We start from the raw sequence: 22,005 nt of genomic DNA on the forward strand, positions 1-22,005 counted from the left end.
GATTAGCGTTCTTCGACGCTGACAGTGCGGCCGATCACTTTGTATTCAGGCGCTGTAATCGGCGTGGGACCATTCCCCTCGTCAATCACGGTGCAGTTGCGTCCATTCTTCTTCGCCACACGCATCGCTTTTTCTAATCGCTTGATCACCTTGGTCGTCGTGTCGTCCGCACACACTTCCGCGACGCCAACGCTCACCTTCATTTCGACTCCTTCGCCATCGAGACTGAAAGTGGTCGCTTCCAGCGTTTGACGAATGCGTTCGATGCTACTGGTCGCATTGCGAGGGCCGGTATCGCCAAAGAAAATGACGAACTGTTGGCCGGTCGACCGGCAAACGATGTCAAATCCTCGATCCTTACGAATCAACTCGCCCAGCAGACGCCCAAACTCGGCCAACAAGCGATCGCCTGCCTCGGCGCCAAAACGCTCGTTGATTTTTCGCAAGTTATCGATGTCCAGCAGTGCGACGCTGACGATTCGCTCGCGGCGGATGTCGGCTCGCCACCATTCATAAAACACAACTTCCAGGCCGTTGCGATTGTGAAGCTTTGTGAGGCCGTCAAACTGCATTTTGCGGTCGACTTCTCCCAATCGCCGCTCTGCTCGCAAGATCGTAAGCAGCGTCCCTTGCATGTTGTCGCGCAGATCATGCGCGAGATCGATCAAGCGGCAAATCTCCTGCATCAAGCGTTTTCGTCCATCGGCAGGATCCGACGCCAAATCAAGATGTTCGATATTGCTGATGGTCGTTTCGATCTGGGCCGCTTGTTCCATCAACACCGTGCTGAGCGATCCGCCGATATCCGAATACTCACCCAGTGAGTCGCCGCTGCTGTCAAGCGTGCTCGCCGCTTCCGCTTGTTTGTTTAACCATTCTCGATTGAGATCTTCTAGTTCGACCGACAGCCCTTCTAGTAGTCCCGCTGCTGGCGCGTCGTCTAATGCGCGTAATTGGTTATCGATTTCGATCAGTGCGTCGCGATAGATGCCGACTTCTAGTCGCAGCACTTCGGCCGACGCTTCAACCAGACTATTGGCGACAAGCGATTCGCCTTGCAGCATGCTGATATACTCAGGCGGAATGGCGTCGATCGAGGAGATAGCGCGGGCGCGAACCGTTGCGGTGGGGGCCGCATTCGCGCTCTCACACGAAAGTTCGCGATGCACATCGACCTCGGAGACGTCTTGATGGATATCAAGAGCGATCATGCCTTGTTGGTGCTCGGCTAGTTTGCGCAGGTAAACTGCCAGCCCAAATCCGACAAGCAGATTGGCCAGCATCATCCCGCTGAAAAATACAAATAACACGCTACTGCCCTATGAATTCGTAGCTGATGTGATCGACGACTTGTCGGACCACCAATTACTGAAGCCTACGTTAGTAAAATGTTGCGAGAATAATTGCAGTTGAACTTCGGGCGATTCGTGGTCTGCTTCTGCCGATTATGACGGTTAAGAAGCCGGGATTGCCGCTGAGTCGGCTGCCGTTTCACTACGTAGGATCGCCCGTCGAAATGGGTTGTCAGCAGAAAGAATCAGCTCTCCACCCGGCGTCGCCAACGCTGCGGTAAACCGGTGTAGTTCAGAGTCGATCCGGTCGGCTTGTTGGACAAGCAACGCTTCCAGCGAAAGCGGGCGGCGATAATCGCCGTCGGCGTAATAGTCCTGATGTGTGAGCACGATCAGCTCCAAGCGGAGCAGCCAAGGGGGAACAGGATCCATCGTCAGCGCCACTGCTCGAACCAAATCGCGTCCCAGGAGGACATGCCCCAAAATTTGACCATCTGGCGTCGAGGATACTCCCCCGCCCTGCAGATCGATCTCGATCAGTTTTCCCAGGTCATGCGTCAACGCTCCGGCGATCGCCAAGTCGCAAGTCAGCGGATCTCGCAGCGGCAAATATTGGTGGCGGAATTGCAAAATCAATTGCAGTACGGTCTGGGCGACGCTTACCGAATGCTCCAGCAGTCCGCCCTGATAGCGATGATGATGGATCATGCCGGCCGGAGCAATCAACAGCGCTGCTTGATGTTGCGTATAGATCGTCGTGACCAACTCACGCAGGGAGGCGTCCTTAATTTCATGCTGACAAATCGCCAGCGCGGCTTCAAACAGATCGGCAGGATCTTCTACGGATCGCGGTTGGCAGAGAACTGGATCAAAGCCTTGCTGTCGATCGTCGTCATTGACCGGGCGAATTTTTTGCAGACGAAGCTGACGTCCATGCGCTGATTCGGTGTAGACCGCGCGGATCTTAAAGTACTCACCCAGCTTCCAATCGAGCCGACTTACTTCGAGCCAGGGAGAATCATCCCAGAGCATCACCGAGGCGCGTCGGCGAGCATCCCGAAATTCGAGCCGCATGTAAGGGCGACCGCTGCGCGTGATCGCTTCTTCTCGTGCAACCAATTGAACAAAGATGTCCCCGCGTTCTCCCGGGTGTAGATCGCCAAGCGAAGTCGAGATGGAAAGAGCGTCGTCGTTCATGTCCACCATTTTAGCGGAACGCGAATCCCTCTCAAGAGATTTTTCTCCTAGTCGCCATAGAGCGGCGATTCCTGAGCCAAGTTGGCTAGTTTGGTCGCCAAGCGTTCGCGGAGCGTTTCCATCAGCGGGTCGACGCTCGCAGTTCGATCTCGCTCTGGCGAGACTTCTATCGCTTGGTCGACGTCGACGATGACGTGCAGTTTGCCATGGATGCGGACCTTGTCGGTCAGATCTTCTTCATATCGCTCGACCGTTTCCAGCAAGCGGTCGACCGACGGATAGTCGGCCAAGTAATCGGGCAGATAGCACGAGAGTTGTTGCGCCAGGTAGATGTCGGCCAATTGATTCCAGCGGCGATCGCGCTCTTGAGCCGGTAGTTTTTCGTTGACCATGGCCGGCATGATTTTCATGCGTAGCGCTTTGACCCGTGGAACCACGGCATTAGATTCGGCCTGGCAACGCCATTCTGCCTCCAGTGGTCCCAGGAGGCCGTTGATCAAATCATCAAGACGCTGCCGCGTGCTGCCGGTCCGAATTTGTTGGAAGAACTCGATCTCTTTCAAAGCCAGCAAAGCTCTGCCGACTTTGGCAATTCGATCGAAAATCGAAAGGTCGGTTTGCGGGCGCCAGGAGAGCCGATGTTCGATTTCGGTCAGCACAGGATCGATGGCGCGACGCAGATCGCCGCGGAACAAATATTTGATCCCAATCGGGTGAATCACCACTTTACCGCCGCAGGCTTTGGCTCGCTTTTTAGCTGCTGCCCGAGCGATGAACGCGACTCCGTCCATCAGTGCGTGAATGCGATCATTGGTTCGCGTGGTCGAACCTTCGGGAAACAGCAGCAGGGGCCGCTGGGCGCTAGCCAGCGCGTCGATTGCGGTGTGTATCGCCTGACGATCAATCCCTTCGCGATAGATGCTAAATCCGCCCATCAAATGAATCGCCAGCGCGTTGAACCAGCCTTGATTAAACAGGTGCCAACTGGCCATCGCGTAGAGATGAAAGCCGACGTCTTTCGCGAGATATCCAATCGTCAAGGGATCGCAAGGGCGGCTATGGTTGGGCGCCATCATCACGCCGTGTCCAGCGTCAAGCGATTCGCGGAGCAGATGCTGATTTCTCAGCTCATGACTCTCGATTCCTTGCTTGCGTAGGTACATGCCGTACAGGTCAAACCGAAGTATCATCGCCGGCCACCAATCTCCGTGGTGCGGCGGGATAAACTTGTACGGTTTTTCGAAAACGATCTGCTGCATAATGGGATGCGCTAGTTTTCGCTTATTCAGAGTAGCCGTGAGGATGAGCGACGTGCCAATTCCAAGCAGTTTTCACGGTTTCTCGGATGTCTAGATATTTCGCTCGCCAGCCTAGCAATTCAGCCGCTAGTGATGCGTCGGCGACTAGTTCTGGTGGATCGCCTGGTCGACGGGGAGCGATCTTCTCGGGGATCTCTCGTCCGGTGATGTCGCGACAGGCTTGAATCACCTCGCGCACGCTGACCCCTTCGCCGGTGCCCAGGTTTAGCTTCAGCGCTACGCCGGGCTCAAGCTTTTGCATCGCCGTTAAATGGGCGGTGGCCAAGTCGTCGACATGAATATAGTCGCGAACGCAGGTGCCGTCTGGTGTGGGGTAATCATCGCCAAAGATCGAAATCGCTTCTCGCTGTCCAAGGGCGACTTGCAGCACAATCGGAATGAGATGCGATTCAGGATCGTGGTCTTCGCCCATATCTCCATCCGGCGAAGCGCCTGACGCGTTAAAGTACCGCAGCGCCGCGTAGCCAAATCCATAAGCGTGGCTGTAGTCGGCCAGGGCGTGTTCGATACAGAGCTTGGTGAAGCCGTAGGGATTAACCGGCGCCTGTTTTGTCGCTTCGGTGATCGGCATTTGATCGGGTTCGCCATAGGTGGCGCAGGTGCTAGAGAACACGATCCGCCGCACGTCGGCGGCTCGCATCGCATCCAGCAGCGAGAGGGTCGCGACGATGTTGTTGCGATAGTACTTGGCCGGATCGGTGACCGACTCACCCACCAGGGCGCTGGCCGCAAAATGCATCACGGCGTCGATCTTGAGTTCACGCATCAGGCCGGTTAGACGCTCCCCTTCGTGCAGATCCCCCACGATCAGGCGATCAGCCGGGACCGCGCCGCGGTGCCCTTGCGAGAGATTGTCATAGATCCAGACGTTATGCCCCTGCCGACTTAAATGTCGGGCCGTGTGAGAGCCGACATAGCCGGCGCCGCCAGAAACTAGGACATTCATAGTGGGAGCCTTCCCTTGTCGCAGGGGTTCATTCGTGAGGCGAGCTTGCTGTAGCGCCAAGATTCTGGACGAAATCGTCGCTAGGATCAATACGACCGGTAAAGATAACCATAGCTTGAGGTTACGTTTTTAACCCCGGCAAAAACAGGCTAGTTTCAATCTAGCCCGGTTTGTCGCCGATATTGGATAATGACGCACTCCAACATACCGCGAGAAAATCGGCAGGCATGGCCAGATTACGACGAAAATTAGTTCGCCCCCAACCGCAATCGCGGGGGAACGTCGCGGCTCGCATGTCGGCGGCCTTTGCCGACTATCTGCAGAGCGAGTGCCACTTGGCCGCCAATACGGTGGCTGCCTACCGTCGCGATCTGGTCCGATTTGAGAAATGGCTTGGCGCACGTGAGATCCGTGCGCTACGAGTGGGCGAGTTGGCCGACTATGTCGCTTGGCTCTACAAGCAAGAGTTGGCCCCTGCATCGATCGCCCGAGCGGTCGTGTCGCTCAAGATCTTCTTTCGCTATCTCCAACTAGAGGGGATCCTACAAGACAACCTGGTTGAGCTGCTCGGCAGTCAGAAAATCTGGCGACGCATTCCGTCGGTGATCGCGCCCAATAAGATTGATGGTCTGCTGACGGCGCCGTGGAGCGAAGATCCATACTGGCGTCGCGATCGTGCGATCTTAGAGGTGTTGTACGCCACCGGTTGTCGCGCCTCGGAAGTGAGCAGCTTGCGTCTGGATGACGTTCATCTGGACGAAGGTTATGTGAAGTGCGAAGGAAAAGGGTCGAAGCAAAGGATCGCACCGCTGGCCCAGAAAGCGGCTCGCGTAGTGCGAACTTATCTTGACGAAGAGCGGCCGCGGCTTACGAAAAAGAATCCCCGCGACGCAGCGTTTCTTTTTCTATCGCGAAGCGGCAAGCGATTGTCACGCATCGCAATCTGGGAACTGGTGAAAAAATACGCCGCCAAAGCAGGGATCGATCCGGACGTTAGTCCACACTCGCTGCGACATAGTTTTGCGACCCACTTGCTGGCCGGAGGCGCTGACCTGCGGCATGTGCAAGAGATGATGGGACACGCAAGCATCGCCACAACACAAATCTACACGCATGTCGATCAGTCGCGGTTGAAGAAAGTGCACGCACAATTTCATCCGCGAGCGTAGGACTTGCCGTGCCTGCCGAATCACGTACATCCAACAGAAAAGGAGCCATTGCATAGGAATCGTATGCAATGGCTCCAGGGGGAAGTTTTTGATTGCGTGTCTCGCGTCGGCCTGCCCTCATTTGCAGGCTGCCCTTCTTTATCGGCCGCCGGAGGAAGGGGAGAATTTGACCTTTTCGATCAGTCGCTGGATCTTCCCCTCTTTATCAACTCGACCGGTAACGGCAGACATTGCTTCGATGACAAATTCATATTGCAAGTTATAGTCTGCGTCGATTTCGATCTCGGCCGCTTCACGCCCTGGACTAGGGGTAGCGGAAGTTCCGATTTGCTCCACGATTTGATCTTGCAGCTTTTTGAACTTCTCTTTGTAGGACAAGCCGCTGAACGTACGGTCACCTAGCCGGACTTCGTCCAGCATGCCGGTCGGCGAAGCTCGCAAGGTGAGCTTCAGCGGCAGGTCATCAAAGCTGGGCGAACCTTGCGCTGCGGCCGGCATTTTGATATCAAAATCTCCTTCCATCGCCGCGACCTTAAAGGTCATGACGAAGAAGACAAGCAGCTGAAACACGATGTCGATCATCGGCGTCATCTGCAATTCGATCTTGTTCCCGCCGGCGTGGCGGGCCGAATTTCGTAACTTCATGAGTGCGGGATTTCCTAACGATTTAACCGTTCTTTGGCTCTTAGGGCATACAGTTCAAAGCCGACGTCTTGGCAGAGCCGGATTACCTCCTGCACCTTGCCGGTTGCAACTCGATAGTCGCCGCGAATCACGATCGTGACCTTTTTGGGATCTTCCGCATATTGCTTTTCGAGGATCATCCGCTTGCGCAGTTGCTCCATGTCATGCTCATCGTTGGAAATCACCACGAGCCCGCTCTCGCGAACATGCAGCGTCAGTGCGTCGAGTAGCGGCGCATCAGGCGGGCGGGCAAGTTCGCTATCGGGCAGCTTGACTTCTTTATCTTGTTCCGCCTGGCTGAAGTTAATCAGCACCATGAAAAAGGCGATCAACTGAAACGTCATGTCGATCATCGGGGTCATATCCCCTTCGGCCAACTCACGACGCGACTTTTTGATTCGCATGTAATGACTCCGCTTTTGAGGTGATCGGTTTCAGCAGGACTTACTTGCGACCAGCCGTTTGAAAGCGGCTCATCAGACCTTCGCTGGTGATGCCAACTTCTAGCGCCAAGCGATCAACCCGATTGCGCAGAATGCTATAGGCGGCGATTGCCGGAATTGCGATCGCCAGACCGACCAGCGTTGTCATGAGCGCGGTCGAAATACCATTGGCCAAGTCCGCCGGATCCGGGGTAGAGCCGCCGAGTGCGATCACGCTAAACGCGCGAATCATCCCGTCGACCGTACCAAACAGGCCAATCATCGGGCTGAGCGAACCAATCAGCGCCAAGTAGCTGAGACGATGATCGAGTTTCATGTTTTCTTCTTCGCCCACTTCCTGCATCGCTTCGATCGCTTTGTCATAGCCCAGCGAGACTTTCTCGAGACCGGCCGAGAGCACTTTGCCCAGGAACGTGTCATCTTCTTTGGCCAGGTCGTAGGCTTCTTGCACTTTGTTCTCTTCGAGGCAGGCTTCAAAGCTTTCGACCAGATGCAACGGCACGACATTGTCGCGACGTGCATTCAGCAAGTTCATCACGAACAACGCAACGAAGATCACCGAGATCGCGAGGAAGATGAAGAAGTAGTAACTGAGCGCGGTCATGGTCCAGGTCAGTGCGTCCATCTTTTTAGGCGCCGGCTCGGCGGCGGGAGCACCTGCGGCAGGCGCGTCTGCCGCTGGAGCGGCGGCGGCAGGTTCTGCAGCGGGTTCAGCCGCTGCATCTTGGGCCCACGAAGTGGATAGCAGCGGACCGGCCGTCACGCAAATTACGGCCAAAGCCGCAATCACAGGAAATAGCCAGCGAGAAACTAGGGACGACCCTGCGATCATCGGACGCTCCGTTCGAGTTAGATCGAATATGTGGGATGTGTGGGCGAAAAGAAATCTGCCGGCCGAAAGGGTGACCAGCGATAGGTGTCATGCTTTGTCGGCAAATGCCGTGACGGCGAACTTCTCAGTCTAATCACTGGAGCCAGACCGACAATCAGGTCCAGTGAGTGTGGTTACGTTGTTTTCGTGCAATTGGAGGAAATTTATTCCCGGCTTAATTCATGCTGGCCCAGCGACTGCCAGCGTAACGCGAACGGAGCAGATCGTAGGCGGCGACTCCTTTGTCGGGGTCGTTCACTTCTTTCCAAAGCTTGCTCAGGTAATAGAGGGCCTCGGCATGCATCTCTGGATTGCCATAAAACAGAATGTCGGTGTGGAGATAGGCTAACAACGCGTCCTTGGGTTGCCCTGCTTTCTGGTGGCAGCGGCCGAGAGCATTGTATGCGGCCGAGAAAAGATCGACGTCTTTCGGGTTGGCCCGCTCAAGGACTGGTTCAATCATCTTTACGCCTTCCGCCGGTTTGCCTAGTTCGGCCAAGCAAATCGCTTTGCCGACGATGGCGAAATCCTTTTGGCGAGCGACGCCGCTCGATGGGGCTTGAATTGCGAGGACTTCGTCATACATCTTGCTTGCTTCGTCGAACTTTCCTTGGGCGATCAAGGCCCGAGCGGCCAACACGCGAGCGCGAGCCCGAAAGTCGGCCGATTTGGCGCTGGCGATACTGCCGTAGTATTGGGTCGCACGGTCATACTGTTGTTGGGCGACGGCCAAGTCGCCAAGCAGTTCGGCCGTTTCATAAAAGTGCCAGCTATTCGGTGCGCTTTGCGCGAACTTGAACAACAAATTGGTCGCTTCTTTTTGATCGGCTGAGCCAGCTAGCGCCAAGCGAGCGGTGCAATAGGCTTTCAAGAATTCGCTTTCTTGTTTCACCAGTTCGGTGCCTGAGGGTTCGAGTTTGTTCAAGCGATCCAGGGCGTCTTGCAATTGTCCATTGGCCGCATCTTGCCGTGCTTGTTTCAGGGGGAAAGGCTCGTCGTCAAACGAGACGGATACGATGGTTTCAACCGGGACTTCCACCGGTGAACCTGACTTGTTCATGACCAACGCGTCTTTGGTGCTGCTAACAATCATGCCCGATTGTCCGCCTGATTCGGTACGGATTTGATCGGCGGCAGCAAAGCTGGTCAACAGGCTGCCGGTCAACGCTGCAATCAGCGTGAGGCAAAGGAATCGACGGGTAGTTCGCATCTTGTCGCTCCAGATATTTTTGAGCTGAAATTCGGCTCTTAGTAGGTGAGAATTAGGTGATGAGAGTAGTTTAGGAATCGGCTGCTGCTTGTTTGGCGAGACCAACCGTGGGCTTTCTCAAAGCAGCTTGGATTTTCTTAAGCAGCGCGTCAAAGCGAGGGCGCCAAGCGTCGCCGCCCATGTCAGGATAGGCGAACTCGGTGGCGAGAATGTCTTTCTCGGCCATCGCAGTGAACTTTTGCTTGGCGTCATCGGTCGTCTGCCGTGTCGCATACTGAAAACGAGCCAAAGCCATGTTGTATCGCGCCTCGAAGAAGGCTTCGCGATAGGTTGGCTGGTTGGCGTCTTTCGAGGCGTATTTGGTCAGTACCGATTGGATGCGGCCCCAACCCCAGATGACGTTTTGTTTTTTGTCGTTGGGTTCGGCGCCTTGGATTGCTTCGCCAAATTTACGTGCTTCATTTTTGGCGATCCCCCAGTCGTACAGCATTTTCGCGGCATCGACTTGCACGTTGACCATCATTGGATTTTCACGCAGGACTTCGGCGTAGGTTTGCAGCGCAGGTTCAAATTCGCCCAAGCCGGCTCGCGCGGCGGCCAGACGGACTTTGACTTGCAGTAGCAATTGCGGATTGGCCGAGGCGCCTTCTTTTAGTACGCGTTCGTAAATGGTGATCGCTTTGTTGAAGAACCCATTGGCGTCGGATTTTGCGGCGGGATCATCCTTCATGCTTGCGCCCAGGCCATAGAAGGTTTCGCCGACCCAGTTCAAAACCATGGGGTCGTTGGTCGACTCGCCAACACGATTCAAAAAGGCCTCGAAACCGCTCGATAACGCCTTCTTCTGCGCCGGCGGAGCATTCTCAAGCTGGGTTTGCAGGTCGCGAGCCAGCGAGATGTAGACCGCTACAAGACGCTTCTGGCCAGCTTCATCTTCGCCGACCAGCGACTTCAACTGCGTCATGGCTGCTTCTGCTTTGGTCATCAACGCATCGGTTTCGGCTTGGCTTTTGACATTCGGTAAGGCCGAGATGTAGGCCCGCACAGCCGCTTTGTAAACGAGTTCGGATAAACCGGGACGTGAGACAGCGTCCGAGTTTGCTTCCACCAGAGTCAGCAAGCCGACGTCCTTTTTTTCAAGCAGCGGAAACGCCTTGGCTGGCTCGCCGATGTCGGTATATATTTGCGCCAGTGACAACGCGGCGATCACGTAGCTGTAGTCGGCCGCTTTGCCGGCGAACTTCGCAACTCCGTCGGACAAGATTTTTTGCGCCTTCTCTTTCAGCGTGTTGAGTTCGGCTTCGGATGGGGCGTTGCTCGCGTCTCCATCGGCAGTCGCTTGGCGTCGTGCGTTCATGCCGCGTAGGTAGTTGGCCCAGAGGGTTTGCCCCAGCTTCAGCTCAGCTTCAGAGCGAACCGGCGCGTCTTCCGGAATTTTGGCCAACGTTTTTTCGGCCGCGTCAATTTGGCCTTGCGTGACTTCAAATCCGACCAGCGTCGCCAACGCATCGTTGGATTCTGGATCGCCGGCCCATTGGCTGGCGATAAAGTTCACAATCTTCTGAACCTGAGAGACTTCAAAATCTTTCTTTTCGCTCTTCGATTCCTGGTAATTCAACAAAGCTGATGCGAGCGCCAATTTAGAACAGGCCTTGGCGCTGGCGCTGGTCGGATAGCGTTTGGCGACAAAGGAGGCCTGAACCAAAGTGCGGTAGTAGTCCTTCTTTTGGAAATCGAGAAACGCCAAGTTATAGCGAATCACGTTTAGCTCGTCGCTGGACGCATCAATATCCGCTTTGCCCAAGGCCATACGAAAGTAATTGCCTGCCGCTTCAAATGATTTGGTAAGGCTCGCTTCGGCGGTTTCGATTTGTCCTGTTAGGTCTGTTTTTTCGGCTGGCGTTTTGGCGGCGGCGAGCTGCTCTTTCAGTTTGGTAATTACAAAGTTTTGCGCCGCGATTTCTTGCATCGCAGCACGACCAGCTTCGCTGGCTTCTTGGAAGGTCTCCGGCGGCTTGTCATTCACGGCCAGTGCGGCGTCGGCGCCTTGCAACTCGGTCCGCAGCGCCAGTGCGTCTTTCTGGAACGAGCTCGGATATTTGCTGGCGTCAACGGCCAGTTTGACGGCGCGCTTCAATGCTTCCGCTTTGTCTTCTTTCTTCTCCAGTTTCGGCGCGACCCCCTGGTAGGTTTGAGCCAGCATTAGCTTCAATTCGATCCATTCTGGATCACGGTCTTCGTTGATGCGTAATTGCTGGGCGTCGTACCACTCACCGGTTACTTTGATGATTTGCTCGTATTTGGGCGGTTTATCCGTCAGCCAGCATTTGGTCAGCAGCTTGACCGATTTGAGTTTAAGCAAGCGAATGTCGGCAGGTTGATCGCCGATGATCATCAAGTCGTTTTGAATTGTCGTCGCCGCTTTTTTAGAATCACCCAAAGCCAATTCGGATTCGGCTTGATACAGCCGAGCATAGAGACCCGAGAGAAACTGCCGATACTTGCCAAAAATTTCGTCAAATTCCTTGGCGGCGGTTGTCAGGATCTCTTTCTTCTTTTTCGCATCGGGCGTAACTTTCGCTTTTTCATACAGCGAAGTCGCCGCCAGCAGATGGGCGCGAACGTAAGCGGCGCGCAGATCATTGCGATGGTCGATCTTGCTGGCGTCACTTTTCGGATCGAGTGTGTTAGGTATCGCGGCGAGTGCGTCTTTGATTTGTTGGATCGCGTCTTGATAGACCTTGCGGGCGGCATCGTATTGCTTGGTCGCATCATCCAGCAGTGGTTTTTTCGCCGCCTCTTCTTTTTCACGATCGGCCAATAGCTCATCCAGCTTCGCATGTTCCAGCATGATGGCGCCGCGCTGCATCCGAGCGTCGATCGTCTTGTCATGGTTGGGCTGGGCTTTTACGAAGGCCGCATAGTTGGCGTCGGCCTGATCAAGCAGCTGTTTGCGCGTCGTGGGATTACGATGCGTTCGCGACACTTCCAACTCAGCAGTCGCTTTACGATAAGAAAGCGTTGCTTTCATCGCGGCTGGAGTCTTGGGTGATTGCTCAAGCTGTTCGATGTACCACATCGCTGGATCGTAATATCCCCGCTCGATCAATCCATCCAAGAACGCTTCACGCTGTTCTTCGGCGGATAAGGGAGCCAAAAAAAGCATCGCCAGCGCGAACGTCAAGCTAAAACGTTGAACCCACAGAGGCATTGATAGAATCCTTGCTGGTCGCGAAATGCGAAGCGAAACGAGCGAAGAGGAGGAACCGACTCGATCGCGAGGCTTGTCTAACTTACCAGTGAAAAGCGAAAAGCGTCTGATATTGGCAAAAACTGTACCGCAACATGGCCAGTTTGGTGTCTATTTTTAACTTATACCTGCGCAGCCGATCATTCAACTGCATCTGTCATCTAAAATCCATTTGTTCGGCGTCTTTCCGTCGCTCGCACCAATTGTTCCAGGTAAGCAAACTCCGGACGCCGGGCCAATTGACGGTTGGCCCGCTGTAACAGCGAAGCTAATTCTCCTGAATCACCTCCTCGCTGACGCACAAAATAGGATTCACGCATGAGCCCGCCAGCCTGAACCGCTAGTTGAGCCGCTTGTAGCGAAAGTGGTGACGCCTCCCACGAGGGGGCAAATTGTAAGCGGCTGACGACCTGGATCTCGGTTTTGACTTGGCTGGTCGCTGGATCGCGCCAGGTCGCTTCAATCCGAGCAACTTCGTTCGGACCTTCCGGCGTCAAAACTAATTCAAACAGGGTGGCGGCCGCATCGTCGCCATGCAGTTCTACAGGAGCCTGGCCTGCGCCCATCGCAGCCGCTTCGACCTGGCAACCAACCAGTCGGTACGACGCAACGCTCTTGGGATTCCAGTGAACCGTCAAGCGAATGTCAGTGGCCAAGCAGGTTGACTGCCCGTAGATGACTTGTTCTAGCTTGTGCAGGATAGGGCGCTGGTGGTCGCCGGTGAAGCACGAGCCGTTTTCGCTCCAGAACTTCGCGACCGGTTGATATTGTTCGTTGGCGTCAATCGCAAACCAGTGGTAGTCGACTTGTTGCGAGTTGGCGTCGTCAATCAACGGTTTTAATTCGCTACGGTCAGCCTCACCCAGACGATCAAACCGGTCCGAGATCACAATCAAAGGACGGCGGATGTCACCAAACGACGAAGTTCGCAGCGCAACGGCCGACGAAAAGCGAATTCCTTCCGCGAGGCAATCGCTATCATTCGGTTTCAATTGCTGCAGCGTCACGCGCCAAGCGTCTGCATCGACCACCGTCGCATCTTCAACCAGCGTATGACTAAATTCGTCGATGCAGACGAGCGAAACCGTATCGTACGGCGACATGCGCTCAATCAACTCGCCCAACGCCTCTTTCACACTTTCCCAGCGCCCACTGTGCAGCATGTCGGCAGTCAAATCGACTGCGATTGTTAGATGGCTTGGCGGACGATCGACGATGTCGGCGCTGCCGGCGACCATGCCAACTTGCAACATTTGCACGCTAGAATTGGCGAACACCGCCGGGCCAGCGGCGGTGCGCAGCGCAATCTTACTGCGATCCGCTTCGATAAATAGACTACCTCCCAGGGCGGCAAGCTCTTCCAAGCGAATTGGTTGGCTCACGCCGCTGTCGCTGGTCACCCGATGGATCACTTCGCGCCAGCTGTCGGCTGCGACCAGGGGAGGCGTGATCGAATTAAGTTTTGGATTGGGAAGCGAAACGAAGGGCTGTTCTTCTTCTCGCAATAGGAATTGACGATCGAAGCCAGCTGCGAGCGAAAAATATTCGGCTTGTTGATCGGTAGACGGGGCACGATGAATTTCACGCGGCGCAGCGTCTATCAGCGGCCGGGCGCCAAGCGGTTTCCAACGCATCAGAAACGCGTCGGCCATTAAATTGTCAGGTAGGTCCGAAGCTAAATGAACCAGTTTCTCATCCAGAGGAGCTGGCGGCCTCTGAAAATCAATCCTCGACGCAATCATCTGGGTGGTTGCGAGAGACGAATCAGGCCATTCCCCCAGCGGCAGTTCTGCTTTGGCGATTTCGAGCGGTTGCGGACCGAGCCAACCGAGCTGTTGGCGCGAATCGCCAGAACCGTCCGGGACGGTCGAGGTCAGTTGCGGCGACTGGTCCGTCGAAAAGTTCCTCGTCGACAAGTCCGCTGGATACCAACGCGCCACCGAGAACGATAGCAACAAGCAAGCCGCAGTTCCCCAAGCGAGGACTCGGGGCCAAGCCGAACGTGAACCGGCCGGCCGGTTTTGGGGGTCGCGATCGGCCCGCTCTACCTGCGAAACCTGTAAGTCAATCAGCGAACCCTGCAAGATTCGCTGCTGCAGACCCAGAGGAACGGCCACATCACGCAGTGCGTCGTCAAATTCGGTATCGCTTAACGGGAGCTGAGCCGCCGCCTGAATGCGCGCAGCCAAATCGGGCGGCGTCGGCGTACGGCGGAGGACGTCGTCAAAATCGTCAAATTGTGGATTCGGGGTATCCACCAGGGGGGAATGCTCCGCATTAAAGGAGAAGTTTTGCTATCTGTCACTTCGATTGACGAGCCGAAAGATATTCCCGTAGTCGCCCACGAGCTCGATTCACGCGTGAAAGAACGGTTCCGAGCGGCACTCCCAGCGTCTCCGCCGCTTCGCGGTGAGTTAACTCACCAACCACCACCAGCAGGAGCGTTTCTCGAAGCTCCGTCGGCAAACGATCGAGGGCCAGTTGCATTTCGACGCTTAGTTCGTCTCCAAAGGGATCGGAATCAAACGAGGCTCGATCAAGCGTTTCGGAGTCGCCGACGCATTTGACTTCACTCTTTTTTCGCCAGCGATCGATGATTCGACGGCGTAAGATCGAAGCGAGCCACGCACGCTCGCTCCGCTCGGGATCAAGTTTGGCGCGCCCGGTCCAGACTGAGCGAAACGCATCCTGCAGGACATCCTCCGCCAATTGGCGATCACCAAGCATCCGAAACGCGACGCGATATAGCGCCGGGCTGTGCTCGTGAATGAGTCGCTCAAACTGCTCAGAGGAGATCGGCAACGCGGAAAACTCCGACGGCCCATGGTTCAGAAAGGAAACCTTTATCATATCATAATGGTGGTTTTTTGCCGCTGAATTTACGCCAAAGTCGCTTTTCCCGCTGTGGAGGACGATAAGATAGAGAGTATGAACGACTCGGATTCTCCCCCTAAACGCCCTCCCCGCAATTATTTCGCTCGCCGAGAGCAGGTGCGCCTCCTCTTGATCTCGGGGGCGTTGACGCTGACGATTGCCCTGATTTATCAGGCGGCTCAACCCGAAACCTGGCGGAAATTTTTTGGCGGAGTCCCACAAGCGGCAGTGGAAGTCGAACCGATCGACACGCGCGTTCCCCGCAGAGCGGTGGAGGATCAGCCAGACGAAGACGCGTTTCGGGTTGTTCCCCCTACGCCGTTTACGATGAATCGCACCGGCGCAAAACTTGATCCAAGTAAGCCGGCGATCAGCGCAGAGCAGCTTGCCAAGATTCAAGACGATACTTTCTTTCGTCAAACAGAGTTTGAACCGTGGCGCGATATCTTTTTCGCACTGCGGAAAACGCCCCCAGAGTTGCTAACGCCATCTCAGGCTGAACCGGTTCAGTTTGCCCAGTTGTATCGTCAGCCCGATGAGTATCGGGGCAAGCTAGTCGCGGTCTCCGGCGTTGTGAAGCGCGTTGTCCGCGTCGATGCCGAGGTCAAAGACTTGGGAGTCGATCACCTTTGGCAGATCTGGCTCTTCTCGGGAGCTGACGCTAATCCGATGGTCATCTATGCGTTGGGATTGCCCGATCAGTTTCCGACCCACCTGGAGGTGAGTGAGCGTGTCACGATTGTGGGCATCTTCTTCAAACGTTGGTTGTATGCCGGCAAAGGGGGCATTTTCACGGCTCCACTGCTGCTGACCCAAGGGATCATTTGGACTCCTCCCCCGCCGGTTCGTCCCTTTTCGATCGGGAATATGATGCTCGGCGTGACGGCGTCCGTGATTGCAGCGCTAATCATTGCGACGTTGATCTTTCGCAAAAGCAACGACTCGGATTCGGCGGTCGAGCAAAAGATTCGCGAGCGCAAGGCTGACAAGTTTCGGGCCGAAGCAGACGAGTTAGATCCCGGGGTCTCGGTGCGCGATCAATTGCGGATCGTCGCTGAAAATCTGGCGAAGCGGTCAGGCAAGTCCGAAAGTGAGGGAACAGATCATGAATAGCCCTGCTCGAATCTTCTCAAGCCTGTTCATCCTTGTGGCACTGTTGAGTGCGCTGCCGGCCAACAGTCGCGCTGATGTGCCGGAGGTAGCCGAGATTGATTTGTCGACTCCGCAGGGGTTCATGGCCGGAATCGGTTTCGACGAAAGCTATTACAAAATGTTTGACGATGGCGAGCCGATTGACGACGCCGAGCAAGAGCCGCTGATTCGTCTTCTTTCGCGGATTCGTCGCCCCAAGCCAAAGCAGATCGAAGGCTGGTTGCAGATCCAACCTGCTTGGCAGGCCTTTGCCGAGCAGCCCGCTGAGTCGCGGTTGGATAGCTTTTTGCTGGTCGGACGAGTCGTCAGCATCGAGAGTCGGCCGCTACTGCCCGAATTGGGCGCCGCCTATGATCTGGAAGATTTTTATGCGTTAGAGGTGATTCCCAGCGGCAATGATACGCTTGCCGTGAAGCGAGTGATCTTATACTCGCTGACGATTCCGGCGCGGTTTCAAGCTTTAGTCGACAAGCCGGCCGGCTCGATTGATCAGCCGATCAGCGCGGCGGCTTACTTTTTGAAACGAACCACGCCGATCGATGCCCCCGAGGTAACGATTGCCGCAGTGACGCAGCGAGTTTCCTGGCATCCCGATCAGCTGAATCCGGCGCTCGGCGTCAACGCCGGTCAAGTGTTGTTGGCCGCGCAAGGAGTGGATATCGGGGAGTTTGACGCGGTTCGCGATCGCAGCTCGTTTACCGGACGCGAAAACGAATCGTTCTATCAATGTATGGCTGCGATTGGGACGATCCCAGCCGAGCAACTCGCTCAAGCGGTGACTCCGATCTCGTTGCCGCAACTGTTGACGGAGCCTGAGAAGTATCGCGGCGCAGCGGTCCGAGTAACCGGCTCGGTCCCGCGGATCACCAAGATTGTTGTCGATGAAGAAACGGCTCGCCGCCGCGGCTTTGACCACTATTACGAGATCAATCTGTTTGTCCCGCTCGATGCGCCGATTGTTTCGCAGGCTCATGCCGACACGACAACGCGAAAAGAATTTCGAGACTCGTACCCGGTCGTCCTATGTTCGCGTGAGTTGCCGGTCGGCGCCAGCGTGAGCGACGATTTGCATCTGCAATTAACGGCCGATTGCATCTTTTACAAAGACTGGGCCTATCGAACTCCATTTATGTCGACGGACGATCCTGATCGTCGGCAAATCAGCCCACTTCTGATGGTCAATCGCCCGATCGAGATCGAGGGCGCCACCGAGGCGGAGGTGAATTCGATTGCCGTCTGGGTGCTGATATTCGCGGTGATTGCTTCGAGTTTGGGGATTGGCGCCGGAGTAATGCTGGCGACAAAGCGAAAACGACGGTAAAACATTGGTCGTCGTCACTTTGCGCGGAGATCTGTCTTGGGTTGGTCCTATCGCAAATCCATCTCGTTGGGGCCGCTGCGGATTAATTTCAGCAAAAGCGGCGTCGGTTTTTCGCTGGGATTCCCCGGGTTTCGCGGCGGCATGAGCGCCAGCGGTCGCAAATATATTTCGGCCGGTCTGCCGGGGACTGGATTTCGCTATCAAAAGTCGGGCAAGACGTTGATGTCGCTGATCGATTTCAGTCAGCCTGCGAAAAAGAAAACTAGAACGTACAAACGCAAACCAACGATTAGGTAAAGAACATGGATATTCAATTTGTTCGCATGGTGCGTACCGATAGTTCCGAGCGGTTTGTATTGTTGGGCGTCGACAATGCCGAAGTCGGCATGTTTGATCTTCATTTCTTGACCAGCGGCAGCGTGATTGGATCGCTGGTTTTGCTCGAGCCCTCGCTGACCGACTCGGACAGTGTCGAAAAGTTGCTGCACAAGATTGACGAAGAGCTGTTGCCAGCCGTCAGCTTGGACGAAAAGAACTTGTCGTTCACCGTCGTCAAAGGTGATCTGATCGGGACTTTTTCATCCAACGACGAAGACGAATAGTGGCGAAAATACGTAGCAGGACCAGTGGAAATGGGCTGCTCGCTCCTGATTTGCCTGACGATGACCAGCTAGTCCCCTGCTCTCTCGTTACGATCCAGGCTGATCAAGACCATGACCGGCTCTGGATTCGCGGAGATCGCCCGGCTGCGCTGCTGGATCGGCTGACGATTTCCGAATCACGACTCGACCAAGTCAGCTGGCCTCAGGCCAAGTTGCCTGAGCTCGCGCTCCGCGACGTGAAAGCGTCGACTTGTGATTTTTCCAACGCCCGAATGCCAGGCAGTGATTTTCAGCAAGTCGAGCTGATCGGCGCTAAGCTAGTCGGCGTCGATTTTAGCGAATCGACCTGGCGCAACGTGATGCTGACCAAGTGCAATCTCTCGTTTTGCACCTGGCGCGGCGCTCGGCTCAAGAACTGCCGGTTTGAGGATTGCGAACTGAGCGACGCCGAGTTTGATCTGGTTCAATTTGAGGCCGTCGAGTGGGCCGACAGCCGCCTACGCCGCAGCCGCTTCTACGGCGCTCGCTTCACCGAAACCAAAATCGCCCGCTGCGATCTCACCGACCTCGGCGCCGCGGCGGAAGATCTCCGCAAGCTGAAGATCGACGCGGCGGGTTGGTTGCAGTTGGCGCCGCTGTTGGATGTGGTGATCGAGTAGCTGGTGTTGCGCGGTGTGACAAGGCGTTTGGGGCGGTCCTCTATCGCACTCTCTTTTTTCCTGGTGCGCTTGAAGGGGCCATTACACGTTCTGACGTGAAAAGTTGGGTCGCTGGCTTCTTCTTTTTCCCAGATATTGAAAAAGTCAAAATATATGTCGCCAAATTCCAGGTGTTGCGACGATGTTGCGCGTAATATCTTGCGCCGATTTCAATTTGCTGAAGCCGCGCAGAACACCGCCGTACCTAGCAAAATGATGAATTAATCGGATATTCTCCGCGTCTTTTTGACAAATAACGTCAGAGTAAATCGTTCTCGCACGACTTAGTAGATAATTTGCAAGTAAATAAAAGTTTGCTATTCCAGTGATTGCTGCAGTCGGACCCCAGCCAGAGGTATGGATGCTGATTGGTCCCGTTCGTATCTTGGCAACTGCCCCACTGAAGCAGTGCAATTCTCCATCATGTCCCCACGTTTCCGCAGCTATCGCTGTACGCATTTGGCGTTCAGCTATTTCTTCCTCACGTACTCAGGGACAAGCTCTTATGCAGACCAGTAGTGTCGGCGGTCGCCGCCGTTTCGCCTTTACGTTGGTTGAGTTGTTGGTGGTGATCGCAATCATTGGCGTTTTAATTGCCCTGCTTTTGCCTGCAGTCCAGCAGGCTCGCGAAGCTGCTCGTCGCATTAGCTGCACCAACAATCTAAAGCAGATTAGTCTGGCGATGCACAACTATCACGACACGCATCAGTCGTTGCCGTACGGACAATTTAGCTATGGCATTTTCAACTTTCCCTACTACGGACTGTCTGACGCTGGCGTCTATCCCAATGGAACAAGTTGGTTCCAGTGCATTTTGCCTTTTGTCGAACAATCGGCGATGTACGATGCGATCAAAACTGACATGCTGAGCATGCCGACAACCAGCATCGATGCGACGGTGCGTAACACGGTCGTCAGCGGATTTGTTTGTCCGTCCGATCCCAACGGTGGGAAGATTGGTCACGATGGTTTTCAGGGAAATTATCTAGGGAATTCGAACACTTCTATCGCCGGGATTAACAACCACGTGGGCAGCGGAATAACCGGGCTGTTTTATACGAAGTCGGGGATTAAATTTCGCGATATTGTGGACGGAACCAGCAATACGCTCATGATGGGAGAATGCGTTCAGGGAGAGCCTGACGGCCCAACCGCAACGGTCTACGACACGACCGCCAACTATTGGAATTCGCAAGCCGCCGAAGGGATGTTCCACTGTGGGAACTGGAATCTTTATCAGCCAGATATCAACGCCGCGGCGCATTGCGTGAGTACGAAAGACAAGCCTTGTAGCAACGGTACTCTGTACGGCGGGTACTTCGTACTACGCAGTATGCATCCAGGCGGCGTCATGGTCTCGCGAGCGGACGCATCGGTTTCTTTCATTCAAAAAAACATCAGCAACACGACCCTGCAAGACTTGGCGAATCGCCGCGATGGAAACGTTATCACGCAGTTCTAGAATCGTTGCTTTGACGATTAGCGAGCAGCCTGTCCAGGCTGTTCCCCTGTAGTTTTCACCGCAAAAGAGCGATTCGCAGCAGATTTCGTTGCAGGAAACATGACCTTTCATTTTCACTCAGAGGGCGGACCAAGGGTGCGATCTCGCATCATGCCGCATAAATTGCATGTTAGAATTGACGAAAAAATCAACCGTTTTGCTGGCGTTACTGGCGATTGTCATCGCGGGAGTATCGGGGTGCTCGCGTGGGCCGGACGTCTATGCGATCTCGGGAATGGTTACCTTAGATGGCAAACCTGTGGAAACCGCGAATGTTACGTTTATCCCGGTTGATGCATCGCCAGAATACACGGTCTTTGGTGATGTCTCGCAAGGGAAATATTCACTGGAGTGTATCGGTGGAGAGATGCGCGTGCTGATCATCGGCATGGCGACGGCGGAAAAGCCTGTGCCGGTGCGCTATATCGACAACAGTGATTTAACCGTTAACGTCTCTGCCGACAACGTCGTCATTGACTTCGAGCTTTCAGAAAAGCCCCAGCGTCGAAGCAAGTAATTGTGGCCAGGGGAAGCGGTTCTGCGATCGCTTCCCCTACCGCTGTTTCTACTTCTGAAGTTTGGCCTTTACAGCGACCACGATCAGGCAAACCCAGCCCGCCGCCAATAGAATGGCGCCCACAGGCATCGGAATTCGGAGCATCGGCAGCGACAAGGCTGCGGCGGCGCTCATACAGAGAGCGAAAAGAATATTTCCCGCCGTAAAAAAGGCGCCTCCAGCCAAGTTGATTTTGGAGCCGTTTGACTGTCCGCCGATTAATCCCATCGCGATCATCGCCAGGCCGTTGAACATCAAATAGAAATTGCCAGTTAAATATCGCAGCCAGGCTTCTTCACTTTCGCGTCGGTCGATAATGCTGATTTGGGTCGAAGCGTCGCGCGACATCGTTCCGTCCGGATTGAATAGGGCCGGAGCCGCGACCGCTTTCTCCTGTAGCGCCTCATCCAGCTGCAGTTTTACTTGATCGCTAAAGATGGCCCCTGCCAGAATTGCGATAAGACCAAATATTCCCCCGGCAACTAAATTGTAGCGTATCACGTTAATCTTATTTGGGTAGAAGATAGTTGTATAGTTGTTTATGGTCATTGTAACAAATGGGCTTTATTGCGATAGTCTTCTTTTATGAGATAAGGTGGTAATGTTTGGGGTGTTTGTTAGTCCCGGTTTGGGGCAAGTCCGAATCTCAAGCTGCCGTATCAAATTGTTTTGCTCCCATAGCGCTTCGATCCAGTGTTCTTTGAACGCGCCAAGGCCGGCCTCTACCGTTCGCATCCGTTCAAGCCAACGGTCGCCGCTAATACTGTCCTTCGCCCAGTCTGGAGGCAGCGAAGTTGATTTCGGAGGAGGCGACTCTTTTAGGTTTGAGATCGTAAAGCGAACATTGTTAGGCAAGATGTCTAGGAGGAGTTGTTTCAGAATTCGGGTATCGATGAATGTGAGAGCCTTTCGCTTGGCTC

Annotated in this window: 20 protein-coding genes; 8 read left to right on the forward strand and 12 right to left on the reverse strand. The window is 54.9% G+C overall.

Features of this window, described 5'->3' with window-relative positions; all coding sequences use genetic code 11:
* Positions 1-2: 2 nt before the first annotated feature.
* The 4 genes from SH421x_RS09375 to galE form a co-directional block, all read right to left on the reverse strand.
* Complete coding sequence (locus tag SH421x_RS09375) at positions 3-1,310, reverse strand: GGDEF domain-containing protein (RefSeq protein WP_488855186.1); 1,308 nt, start codon at positions 1,308-1,310, stop codon at positions 3-5.
* A gap of 144 nt (positions 1,311-1,454) precedes the next feature.
* Positions 1,455-2,489, reverse strand: coding sequence for an HD domain-containing protein (locus tag SH421x_RS09380; protein ID WP_488855187.1), 1,035 nt, complete (start codon positions 2,487-2,489; stop codon positions 1,455-1,457).
* A 47-nt stretch (positions 2,490-2,536) separates the two neighbouring features.
* Positions 2,537-3,679 carry a 1-acyl-sn-glycerol-3-phosphate acyltransferase gene (locus SH421x_RS09385; protein ID WP_488855188.1) on the reverse strand — a complete coding sequence of 381 codons (1,143 nt, stop codon included), beginning with the start codon at positions 3,677-3,679 and terminating at the stop codon, positions 2,537-2,539.
* A 91-nt stretch (positions 3,680-3,770) separates the two neighbouring features.
* Positions 3,771-4,754, reverse strand: a complete 984-nt coding sequence (galE, locus tag SH421x_RS09390) for a UDP-glucose 4-epimerase GalE (protein WP_488855189.1) — start codon at positions 4,752-4,754, stop codon at positions 3,771-3,773.
* A 227-nt stretch (positions 4,755-4,981) separates the two neighbouring features.
* On the opposite strand from galE, the gene xerD reads away from it, so the two are divergent.
* On the forward strand, positions 4,982-5,923 hold the full coding sequence (xerD, locus tag SH421x_RS09395) for a site-specific tyrosine recombinase XerD (RefSeq protein WP_488855190.1): 942 nt from the start codon (positions 4,982-4,984) through the stop codon (positions 5,921-5,923).
* A 138-nt stretch (positions 5,924-6,061) separates the two neighbouring features.
* On the opposite strand, the gene SH421x_RS09400 is transcribed toward xerD, so the two are convergent.
* From SH421x_RS09400 to SH421x_RS09430, 7 genes are all read right to left on the reverse strand, one after another.
* The gene (locus tag SH421x_RS09400; protein WP_488855191.1) at positions 6,062-6,568 is read right to left on the reverse strand and encodes an ExbD/TolR family protein; all 507 of its coding nucleotides are present in this window, start codon (positions 6,566-6,568) and stop codon (positions 6,062-6,064) included.
* A 14-nt stretch (positions 6,569-6,582) separates the two neighbouring features.
* On the reverse strand, positions 6,583-7,011 hold the full coding sequence (locus tag SH421x_RS09405) for an ExbD/TolR family protein (RefSeq protein WP_488855192.1): 429 nt from the start codon (positions 7,009-7,011) through the stop codon (positions 6,583-6,585).
* A gap of 40 nt (positions 7,012-7,051) precedes the next feature.
* Positions 7,052-7,882, reverse strand: a complete 831-nt coding sequence (locus SH421x_RS09410) for a MotA/TolQ/ExbB proton channel family protein (RefSeq protein ID WP_488855193.1) — start codon at positions 7,880-7,882, stop codon at positions 7,052-7,054.
* A 214-nt stretch (positions 7,883-8,096) separates the two neighbouring features.
* Positions 8,097-9,131: a tetratricopeptide repeat protein gene (locus SH421x_RS09415; RefSeq protein WP_488855195.1), complete on the reverse strand. Its 1,035-nt coding sequence runs from the start codon at positions 9,129-9,131 to the stop codon at positions 8,097-8,099.
* A 70-nt stretch (positions 9,132-9,201) separates the two neighbouring features.
* Positions 9,202-12,342 carry a hypothetical protein gene (locus tag SH421x_RS09420; protein WP_488855196.1) on the reverse strand — a complete coding sequence of 1,047 codons (3,141 nt, stop codon included), beginning with the start codon at positions 12,340-12,342 and terminating at the stop codon, positions 9,202-9,204.
* A gap of 200 nt (positions 12,343-12,542) precedes the next feature.
* Positions 12,543-14,639, reverse strand: a complete 2,097-nt coding sequence (locus SH421x_RS09425; RefSeq protein WP_488855197.1) for a vWA domain-containing protein — start codon at positions 14,637-14,639, stop codon at positions 12,543-12,545.
* A gap of 43 nt (positions 14,640-14,682) precedes the next feature.
* Complete coding sequence (locus SH421x_RS09430; protein ID WP_488855199.1) at positions 14,683-15,183, reverse strand: RNA polymerase sigma factor; 501 nt, start codon at positions 15,181-15,183, stop codon at positions 14,683-14,685.
* Between the two features lie 126 nt (positions 15,184-15,309).
* Here SH421x_RS09430 and SH421x_RS09435 point away from each other — a divergent pair, with 126 nt between their 5' ends.
* The 7 genes from SH421x_RS09435 (at position 15,310) to SH421x_RS09465 (ending at position 21,046) form a co-directional block, all read left to right on the forward strand.
* Entirely contained in the window at positions 15,310-16,368 is a 1,059-nt protein-coding gene (locus SH421x_RS09435) for a hypothetical protein (RefSeq protein WP_488855200.1), read from the forward strand.
* On the forward strand, positions 16,361-17,728 hold the full coding sequence (locus SH421x_RS09440) for a hypothetical protein (protein WP_488855202.1): 1,368 nt from the start codon (positions 16,361-16,363) through the stop codon (positions 17,726-17,728). The genes SH421x_RS09435 and SH421x_RS09440 overlap by 8 nt, the downstream gene beginning before the upstream one ends.
* Positions 17,729-17,764: 36 nt before the next feature.
* Complete coding sequence (locus SH421x_RS09445) at positions 17,765-18,025, forward strand: DUF4236 domain-containing protein (RefSeq protein WP_488855203.1); 261 nt, start codon at positions 17,765-17,767, stop codon at positions 18,023-18,025.
* 5 nt (positions 18,026-18,030) lie between these two features.
* Positions 18,031-18,330: a hypothetical protein gene (locus SH421x_RS09450; protein WP_488855205.1), complete on the forward strand. Its 300-nt coding sequence runs from the start codon at positions 18,031-18,033 to the stop codon at positions 18,328-18,330.
* Complete coding sequence (locus SH421x_RS09455; RefSeq protein ID WP_488855207.1) at positions 18,330-18,989, forward strand: pentapeptide repeat-containing protein; 660 nt, start codon at positions 18,330-18,332, stop codon at positions 18,987-18,989. The genes SH421x_RS09450 and SH421x_RS09455 overlap by 1 nt, the downstream gene beginning before the upstream one ends.
* Positions 18,990-19,533: 544 nt before the next feature.
* Positions 19,534-20,490, forward strand: a complete 957-nt coding sequence (locus tag SH421x_RS09460; RefSeq protein WP_488855208.1) for a DUF1559 family PulG-like putative transporter — start codon at positions 19,534-19,536, stop codon at positions 20,488-20,490.
* A 166-nt stretch (positions 20,491-20,656) separates the two neighbouring features.
* Positions 20,657-21,046 carry a hypothetical protein gene (locus SH421x_RS09465; RefSeq protein WP_488855210.1) on the forward strand — a complete coding sequence of 130 codons (390 nt, stop codon included), beginning with the start codon at positions 20,657-20,659 and terminating at the stop codon, positions 21,044-21,046.
* 48 nt (positions 21,047-21,094) lie between these two features.
* On the opposite strand, the gene SH421x_RS09470 is transcribed toward SH421x_RS09465, so the two are convergent.
* Positions 21,095-21,634, reverse strand: a complete 540-nt coding sequence (locus tag SH421x_RS09470) for a DUF423 domain-containing protein (RefSeq protein WP_488855211.1) — start codon at positions 21,632-21,634, stop codon at positions 21,095-21,097.
* Positions 21,635-22,005 lie beyond the last annotated feature (371 nt).

This window comes from Blastopirellula sp. SH421 (genome assembly GCF_057808535.1).